Annotated in this window: 7 protein-coding genes; 1 reads left to right on the forward strand and 6 read right to left on the reverse strand. The window is 29.1% G+C overall.

Annotated elements, in window-relative coordinates; all coding sequences use genetic code 11:
• The 6 genes from VK998_RS04770 to VK998_RS04795 all read right to left on the reverse strand — a co-directional run.
• Positions 1-1,143: acyltransferase (locus VK998_RS04770; protein WP_325226090.1), on the reverse strand; the 1,143-nt coding region annotated here is incomplete at its 3' end.
• Between the two features lie 59 nt (positions 1,144-1,202).
• The gene (locus VK998_RS04775; protein ID WP_325226093.1) at positions 1,203-1,376 is read right to left on the reverse strand and encodes a hypothetical protein; all 174 of its coding nucleotides are present in this window, start codon (positions 1,374-1,376) and stop codon (positions 1,203-1,205) included.
• Positions 1,373-5,845 carry a coiled-coil domain-containing protein gene (locus VK998_RS04780; protein ID WP_325226096.1) on the reverse strand — a complete coding sequence of 1,491 codons (4,473 nt, stop codon included), beginning with the start codon at positions 5,843-5,845 and terminating at the stop codon, positions 1,373-1,375. The genes VK998_RS04775 and VK998_RS04780 overlap by 4 nt, the downstream gene beginning before the upstream one ends.
• On the reverse strand, positions 5,838-6,590 hold the full coding sequence (locus VK998_RS04785; protein ID WP_325226099.1) for a DUF6063 family protein: 753 nt from the start codon (positions 6,588-6,590) through the stop codon (positions 5,838-5,840). Before VK998_RS04785 ends, VK998_RS04780 begins: the two co-directional genes overlap by 8 nt.
• Position 6,591: 1 nt before the next feature.
• A complete protein-coding gene (locus VK998_RS04790) occupies positions 6,592-8,073 on the reverse strand; it encodes a hypothetical protein (protein ID WP_325226102.1) in 1,482 nt (493 codons plus the stop codon).
• Positions 8,060-9,142 (reverse strand): Wadjet anti-phage system protein JetD domain-containing protein, encoded by a 1,083-nt coding sequence (locus VK998_RS04795; RefSeq protein WP_325226103.1) that lies wholly within the window; start codon positions 9,140-9,142, stop codon positions 8,060-8,062. Before VK998_RS04795 ends, VK998_RS04790 begins: the two co-directional genes overlap by 14 nt.
• A 330-nt stretch (positions 9,143-9,472) precedes the next feature.
• Here VK998_RS04795 and VK998_RS04800 point away from each other — a divergent pair.
• On the forward strand, positions 9,473-9,688 hold a 216-nt coding region (locus VK998_RS04800), incomplete at its 3' end, for a hypothetical protein (RefSeq protein WP_325224479.1).

Here is a 9,688-nt window from a genome sequence, read left to right on the forward strand (position 1 = left end):
TTCCATCCTTCTCAACCTTCTACTTAAAACATATTTAGGTACTCTACCTATAAGCAACCATCTCTTTTCTAAAGTTCCAATTAATAACACTAGTATAAAAGTGAGACCTAAACCCAATCCACCTATTAATACTAAAGAAGATAGTCTACTATATCCTATGTGGCTAGGGAAACTCCCTATTAGATGTCTTTTTATCTCCTCCAATATTAGTGGGTGGGAAAAATATATTCCAAAGGAATAGGTACCGAAGTTTTTCAAATTATTATACCTTCCCACCATCTTCCGTGTCAGCCAAATGAGTATAGGCATAGTAGCTAAGGCATATATCATGGTTTGAGGTCTAATAGAGCCAAATCTCCCATAATAATCCCTACCGCTATGAATCCAAATATTATAGTATACTTGTCCAATATATAATATGGTTGTGGCTATATATGCTAAAAATATCTTTTTCATATTCCTTTCCACAAAGTTTACTAACCTTTCATAATGCATACCCATTAGCCCACCAGTTATAAAATAAAAAGACCAGCTAAACAAAGTTTTCCAATAGTATTGGTTGAAAGTCTTTATTATTCCTGTTGCATTAGGGTTTTTGAAATAATACCCATATAGAAGGATTACACCTTGGAATATAAAGAAAAAGGCAAATACTCTAAAGGGTTTCTCTTCCATTGGTTTCGTTAGGTATTTCATTAATAATGGTAATATTATATAAAATTGAAATATCAAGAATATAAAGTATAAATGAGCAAAGCTTTCTCCTAATAATATATCCCTGCCTAGGGTTAATAGACTTTCTCTATTTATAGATAGTTCATATACATAAGAATCATATAAAAAATAAATAATCGACCAAAGGATATAGGGTATTAATATGAATTTTACTTTTTTCTTGTAGAACCTGGGACTATTAAATTCATCCATAGATCTATAATTATAAAATAATACCAGCCCTGAAACCATCATAAAAATAGGACTTCCAAATCTAAAGAATTGATTTAAAAATATACCCAAATACATGGCCTTAGAACCAAATTCTGAACTAACTGCAAACCCGCCAGTAGCGTGAATAATCAATATCCCCATGGCAGCTATAGCCCTTATATAGTATAATTCCTTTATCTCTTTACGTTTTGCCATTTTTACTCTCCTTTTCTATAGTTTGATCATTCATGTATTATAACATAAAAATACTCAACCTATCTTCTGTTATTACTAATAACTTTAATACCTATAGCAATAAGTATAAAAGGAATTAATAGTCTTGCAAGTAGTCCAAAAGTTATGGCTACCCCTGTAATAGCTAAAATAACTATGGTCATTACAAAGGCAAATATAAGAGCTATAATTGAAGTTAAACATCCAAATATCATACCATTCTTCTCCTTCCCCCATGCATTACCTTTCCAGTAACCAAACTATCCCTATCCCCTTCTCCAATTCTTAACTCCCAAAACACTGGAAATCTTTCGCTAATTTCCACCTTTATAATTTCAGGGGCAGCAAATGCTATTATTTGGAAATTTAGCTTATTAGCAATTTCAAATACAGGGTCTAGTATATGTTTAGCAGAAGCTTTCCCAAAAGGATTATCAAGAATGAGAACTGTCCAAGGTCTTTCGTTTCCCACATGTCTTTTTCTATAATTCATAAGCATCATTATAACAAAAGTATTTATTGAAAGAGTCTGTCCTCCACTTCCTTCAGGCATATCCCCTTCCCCTTTGTTGATAGCTTCCCAAGTTGTATAATAATAGTCCCGTGGTTTAGCAAATTTAAATTCATTTTTCTCCGTCATCTTATAAACCATAAGAATAGGATATCTTCCCTGAAGAGCTTTAGAAAATATAGTTTTATCGCTCATTAATTCTTTCAATTTCCTATCATCAATATCCTCAATATTATCATTTTCTTCAATAGCCTTCTCTATAGCTTCCACAAAATATTCTCTCAGTAAAAATAATACATCTTCCTCATCTCTAGGTAGCCTTTCTTCACCTTTTAATTTAACAAGAGGAAAAGAATAGTTATTTTCATTTACATATACCATACCTGCAACCATTTCTTTAAGGGACTCGACAATCTTTATCACCCTTTTGGAAGCTCTAATAGACCATTGATTCCTTGCTTGTTCTGCCTTTTCCTTATCACTAGATAAAGTATTTAACTCTATTTGAAAATGGTTTTTCATACTGCTAAAGGATTCCAAATTCCTTCTGAATCTATCCACTTTCACCTTTTGAATTTCATTGAGTATTCTGTCCTTTAACAATTCATCATGTACCTTAGTTTCAACATTATCCTCAAATACTTTTAAATATTCTTCTCCATTAGATATCTCTCTATTTAAATTGTCTTCAATTTTATTATATCTTCTTAACCATTCATCCACTTCATCCTTTGGATTCTTAACAATCCTTTCCCTTAATATTTTATTCATCTTTCCCTTATGAAAATCCAATTCCTTATTGGCTTTTAAAGTAATGATATATTCGTTTAAACCATATTTATAAGTCTTAGTTTCATCAAGTATATTTTCCGCTTCCTTTAAAAATCTTTTATTATCCTTATATTCATTTTCAATATCAATATTCTTTTTTAAAAGATCTAAATCCTGCCATAGTTCAGGTGCTCTATTAAACCTATTTCTAATCTTAGTATTAATTTTCACCACTGATTTTTTCTTTTCTTCTAAACTTCCCAATAATTTATCTCTATCTGATTTCAAATTATTCAACTCATCTTTAAAAGTTCTTAATTTCTTTTCTATTTCTTCTATGATAATAATTATTTCATTCATAGGGAGATTTAAGTAATCATAACTCTCCCAAAGTACGTCTATTCTGTCTAAAGCATTTCTACAATTTTCTATTTTTTCTTGAAAATTATCTATATCCTTTTGAATAAGACTAATTTGAGAATCCTTCCTTTCAAAGTCACTGACCAAGGCTTTTCTTTCATTTAAATCAATAAATATATTATCTTCAGTAATTATATAATTTGGCATAGTAGAAATTTCTAGTTCATTAGAATGAATTAAATTTACTCTAGCATCTGGAACTACCTCTTTTATTTCTTCTAACTTCTTTTCTATTTCCATATTCCATTTTTTAAATTCTAATTCATTAGAATCCATTCTCTTACCAATTCTATCAATCTCCGTATCTAATGCTTTAAGTTTAGTCCTAATTTCATCTAACCTTTTTGTATTTTCCACATATATTGTTTCTTCTTCATCAAGAAGCAATTTTCTCTCTACATATTTTTCTAATTTGCCTATATTATCCTTTGTTTTTTCCCTTTCAGCTTTCGAAGACTTCAATGTATTTTTCATTATAGCAAGTTCACTTTCTTCTTCATATATAGTAGCATTTACCTTTGCTATTTCCTTTTCCAATTCTTCATAAGCGTTTTCATATTTATTAATATCCTTTAAAATATCAAAGGAATTTATATTACTCTTCCAGTTTTCAATATCATTGAGTAATTTATTTAAATTATTCACTCCACTTTTCACACTGGCAATTGCTTCATTTATATGGTTATATTCCTTGTCTATTTCATCAATCCAATTCATATACTGTTGATTTTGAATAAAATCATAACCTTTATTATAAACTGATTGGAATTTCTTATCGTAATCTTTATTCATATTTTTTCTTAAATATATTGGGATTAAACTATGAAGTAAAAAATCTTTAGATATGCTTTTTTCTATTACCTTCCAATCCTCTTCATTTCCTATAACCAATCCATAAACAAAAGAAGGATTTTTAACTAATATATTCTCTACCTCTTCATATTCTAAATTACTTAAAAACTCCATCCCTGTTTGAACATTTATCCCCATATCCTGTATTTTTCCCTTTAGAGTCAATAAATCTTTATTAGGTATCCAATAATTTCTATCCCGATTTAAAGATTTATCAATATTGTTTTCCCAAAGATTTTTTCTCAATTCTTCTAACCTAATTTCCTTCTCTTCTAATAACTCTTCCGTCTTGTATAATTTCTCATCAATCCAATTTGGACTTATTTCTTCTCTAGTACTATCAATCCCTAATTCCCAGCATATTCTTCGCTTCAAATCCATTTCTATATTTTCTACTTTATCTAATGATATTTTCAGTTCTTTAAGTTTATCTTTTTTATTTTTAATTTCTATTTCCAATCTGTTTTTTTCTAATTTTAAATTATTAATATTTTCTACTTTAGTATCTATATCAGATGTAAGTTCTTCTATTTTTTCTTCCTTTTTTTCAAATTCTTTTTTCATATCTTCTAATAGTTTTTCTGGAAAACTCATACTGAAAGGATCGAATATTTGAGACAAGTTTTCAAATTCTTTATTTAGATTTTCTTTTTCAATTAAAAATCTAATTATTTTATCTTCAAGATCTTTTTCCACTTGCAATACCTTATCTTTATTTATACCTTTATTTTCTAATTCCCTAGTTAAAAAGTTTCTATACCCAAAATAATTAGCAGACATATCTTCCCATTTCAATTTCAACAATTCCCATTTTTCTTTTATTCTACTATCTAATTCCTCTACTCTCTTTCTCGCATCATCTAGTTCCAAAGCTTCTATTAGCCTTGCTTTTTCATCACGCTTTTCTTTTAAAGAATTATCATATTTATTCATATCTACTAATATTTTATTTATCTCATACAAATTCTTTTCCTTTTTTAAATCTTCAATATTGTTTTCTTTTTCGCTTATCTTGTTTTTTAATTCTACATTCTTTTCTTCAATTTCTTTTATATCTTTATTTACTTCAGCATATTCTAAATTTGCTCTTTGAAATGATAATTCTTCTTCTTTTTCCTTGCCTTTTTTGATTTCATTTTCCCATTTTTCTATATTCTTTTCTGCATTTTTTTCTTCATCTTTAATAATAAAGTATAAATCATTCCCATCAGCAATACATCTTTCCTTCATATCCAAAATCCTTGAACCTATATCTGCATTCTCTATTAAAGGATTCACCGCTGTTATTAAATCTCTAAAATCTCCTTCTCTTTTCAATAAAATTGGCAAATTACGTGTTATATAAAGATTGCTTTTGAACATTTCCTTTAAACTGTCACTATCACTATCATAATTCTTCATATTTTCCGATATAGCGGGAAGGATTAAATTATCGAATACAGCTTTATTATCCGTAGCTTTTTCAAAATAATCTCCAACTCCACCTTCTACTTTATTTATAACTTTTAAAATTTCCCATTCAGGTTTATAAATACCCCACCTTTTCATATATTCATAGAAATTTGAATCAAGCCTTTTCACACTAGATTGAGAATATCTTACAAAATCCCTTCCATTATCCCCTATAAATTTCTCAAAGGTTTCATAATCTACCGATTCTCTTTTATCTTTATCATAAACAGGAATATTTTCCAAAGTATAAAAATTATTATTCTCATGTTCATAAGTATATAAAAAATAATTTAAGCCTACCTTTTCTTCATCTTCTTCATTCTTCGAGGTACTTCTTTTATATGCTTTCATACATATACCTGTAATAAGCCATTTTTCTGGTAATGTATCCAATTTCCATTCTAATAATATATGGAGAGTATAGGGATGCAATCTACCTTTTTGATCATAAAACATGGAGATAACTTTGTTACCATTGTTCTTTCCCCACCTAGTTTCTGGCATCATTATTTGAAATAAAAGCTGCATCATTACCCCTTTTCCACCACCGTTTTTCAATGTGAAAAGGGTATGGTCTGGTTCTTCATCCCTTGTAAGATTATAAATTGAATTTTCATGTTCTTTTTTGAAACCATCGTATTTACATCCAACTAACCTAATCTTGGAAATTCTAGGCATCTAAAAATTCCTCCTTCGTATCTTCTATAAGACCCATTAACTCTTCATACCTCTCCTGTCCATGATATAGATAATCCAATCTTTCATACAATTCATCTTTAGGCATTATCCTTGATTCTTTAATCATATCTATAATGAGTCCCTCATCCTTTAGAGGTCTTAAAGCTTCATGAATAAACCCTAACCTTGTTTCTGACGAAGTGCTAAAGGGAAGTTCTTCACTAGTTGAAGGCTTTGAATAAGAAAACTCTATCATCCACAATTTATAGATATCCTCAATGGCTAAAGCCCAATCCTTAGAAAAGTTTTCTTCTTCCTTTCTTCTTTTTTCCCAAGATTCAATAGTCTTGGTAATAATTTCTTCTAATTTGTAATAGGATATACCCTCTTCTTCTGCTCTAAGGCGTACAAACTTTTCCTTATCCATTTCCGATAAAAATATACATATGATTATATTTGCCAAATAAAAATACTTTTTCTTTTTAAGTCCCTTATATCTGCTTTTCATATGAGTATAGGAAGTAGCAAACATTGAATCATAGGAATTACTAACTAAATGGATATTGCCACCTACATGGAAAACTATAAGCCCTCCTTCATCTGCCATAGTCTTCACAATCTCTCTTACTTCCAAATTCTCAATATATTCATTCCCCAATGAATCATTGATTGAAACTACTTTATTTTTTAAAAGATAGAAAAAAACTTTAGAAGCTTTTTGGATATTTTCATTAGAATAACTCATATTAAGCCTCCTCCAGATATATAGTATAAGGAGAAATATGCATTTCCTCCCATAAAAGGGGTTCTTTATCAATCTCAATTTTGCTTTTTATTTTCTTCTTATGAAGAACTCTATATTTTTCATCCTTTTCACATAAAAGGCTGAAAAGCTTTAATCTTTCATCTATTCCTTCAAAATCTTCAACTAAAATTACTTCGGATATAGCAAACATCATAAATAGTTCAATATTTTCTCTTTGGCTAAGCCATTTCTCTTTTTCATCAGTACTTATATTATTTAATTCTCCAATTGAAAAATAACTTTTTTCTAAAAAAGAGTCAAATATGCCAATCCATAACCGAGCTATAAGTTCCCAATCCGTTTCTTCAGTAAACCAATCTTCCTCTTCTTCTTCCTCATCATATTCTATTATCTCCTGTGTATAAGTCTTAACCATTTGCTCCTCCCAAGCCCAATTTAGTGGATAAATAAATTCTACTTGTGGAGAAAATAAAGGTGCTAATACCAGTTCCAACTGTTCAAAATTTCTAAGTCCATTTTTAACTATTGTATTTTGCCATATATCTTTTTTAAAACTAATATTTGAAGTTTTCCAAAAACTCTCTGGATATTTAACCCTTACTTCCATTTCATAAGCTATATTTTCCATAACTATCTTAGCTAAATTATCATGAAGAACTCTAGCCTTCTCTAAATTTTGAAACATCATCTCTGCTTCATATCTTTTATCATCAGGCAAAGATTCATATCTGCTTTTCCATGAAAACATGTCTTCAAATACACTTTGTTCATCTTCAAATTGTTTTTTTATTTCTTCTTCTGTCTTTCTAGCATTTCTTCGTCTATCAAAAAAGATAACTTGAGGATCCCTTATCATATCCTGTTTATAATCCTTCTCCCTTTTAATCAATGTTCTAACTCTAGCAATTAGATTATCCACACTACCCTTCGCCTTAGTAAAATTCCCTGTTTTTATTAATTGAAGAGTGTAGAATTGTTCAACATCGAAACCAAATTCCTCTAATATCTCTCTAGTAATAAAAATCATCTCTTGGGACTCTTCAGTAAGCATATATACAGTGGAGCCCCCTTCTTCCCAATGGCTATGCTCCCTATCCGCTACCAGATACCTAAATATATATTCTTCCCTATTTTCCGTTTCTTCGTTGTAAATAGTGGTGCTGAAATTTTCTTGTCTGCTAGGTTCCCGATACCATAAAGTACCATCTACAACCCTTTCGATATTCTCCTTAGATGTTTCTATACCCATATCCATTACTATCTCTTCTGCAATATGGATCATATCAGTTCTAGTTCTATTAGGGTTTTCTGTTAATTCTCTTCTAAATATATTCAATAGAATAAGAAAAGATATTTCATGGGAAAATTCATTGAGTTCTCCTACATCCATACCTGTCCCTAACATCCTTATTGGTTCAATTTTTTTCATCCTATCAAAGAATCCACTTTCAATTACTCCCAAATTTATCACCTTTCAGTATATATTCATAATTTATATACTCCTGTGGAATCCTTAGATCACTTGTCCACAGTTCTTTCAATATTTCTCCATAATTATCAACAGAATTGCTGGCTAATTCATCTAATATACAATTTAAATCTAGAACATTTTTATTTTGTCCAACACATAGATGATTTTTCCCAATATTTAAAAGATGTATATATGCTTCCAAATGTAGTTTTATATTTAACTCAGCATATCTTTCTTTAAAACTTCTATATATCATAAATCCTTCAGGATCAATATCTCCAAAATATAGTATTTCTAATTCCAAAGGAGAAGCCAATTCTTCAATAAAGGAAAAGCTTTTTATTATCTTTTTACCTTGACCAAAAATAAGTAAATCAGGTAATACTCCAAAAATATCTATTCCATTTTCACAAGCTCTTTTATAAGAAAAGAAAGTGGAATGGTTTTCAAGGATTATCACCTTTTTTATGTTTTTTATGCCCCTTTTCCAGTATATGAACATTTCTCCGTATTTTTTCATCTTTAAATCTTCATATTTAATATTCAACCTTGTAAGTATTTTATTATCGATCTTTTCTTTTCTTCTGGAATATAAAAACTTCTCATCGTAAAAAAGCTCCAAGGATCTTTCCTCTACACTAGCCCATTCTCGATTTTCCCTTGTTTTTAAAAAATTATAAATATTTTTTATATACTCCCATTCCCTTTTATTCTGATACTCCACATGCCTTTCATAATATCCAAAATCAAGTAAATCCGACATTTTCAACATTTCATTTCTATCCCATTCTCCAACTCTTTCTTCAGTTATTATCTCCCATCTATTCTTAAGAGGAGGATTCATCCCATTATAGTTTGAACTATTTATCTCCTTTATTATCTTTTTTTCTACTGCCTTAGTAAGTCCATTATATAATCCTTCATATCCACCATTTTTTTCATATCCACTTTTGCCTTTATATACATGAATAAGATAATTTTCCAATTCTTCAAGGGTAAATCGTTTTCTATTCTTGGTTTTTATGTAATTGTTTGTAAATTTAATTATATTTTTATACATAATCTCACCACTTTAATAGATAAAAATTGAGTTTATTATATCATATCATTAAATTATTACCTTATTCAATCTAAAAGATTTAAAATTTGGGACATCAGGGACGGTTCTCCCTGTCCCATTAATTGTATACCTTCTATTTATTTCTAAAACTATATTCTAAGTAAAATATTATCAATTTACACTTTACAAAAAAAGGTAGTGGTACTACCAAAAAATATTTTTCGCTTAGTGTAAAATAATTGTTGGACAAATAAACAAAAAAATATAGAGAATAATCCTCAATTTGATATAATGTAATCGTTGAAATCACAAAAAAGGAGGATATTCTCTATGAATAATATTATACAATTAATAGCAGGAAAAGTTAAGGGTGAAATTGAAGAAAATATAATAAGAGTTCTTGAAGGCGAAGGAAACCTCGATGATATTGTAGATTCAGTTGGAGAAATGGTTAATGATATTGGTATTAAAACTATTCAAGCAATAATTAGTGCATTAAATAGTATTATTAAAAAATCTCCTGAAAGAAGTGGAAAATACCATGTT

The sequence above is a fragment of the Schnuerera sp. genome (assembly GCF_035459645.1).
In the GTDB taxonomy this organism is placed as follows: Bacteria; Bacillota; Clostridia; order Tissierellales; family Tepidimicrobiaceae; genus Schnuerera.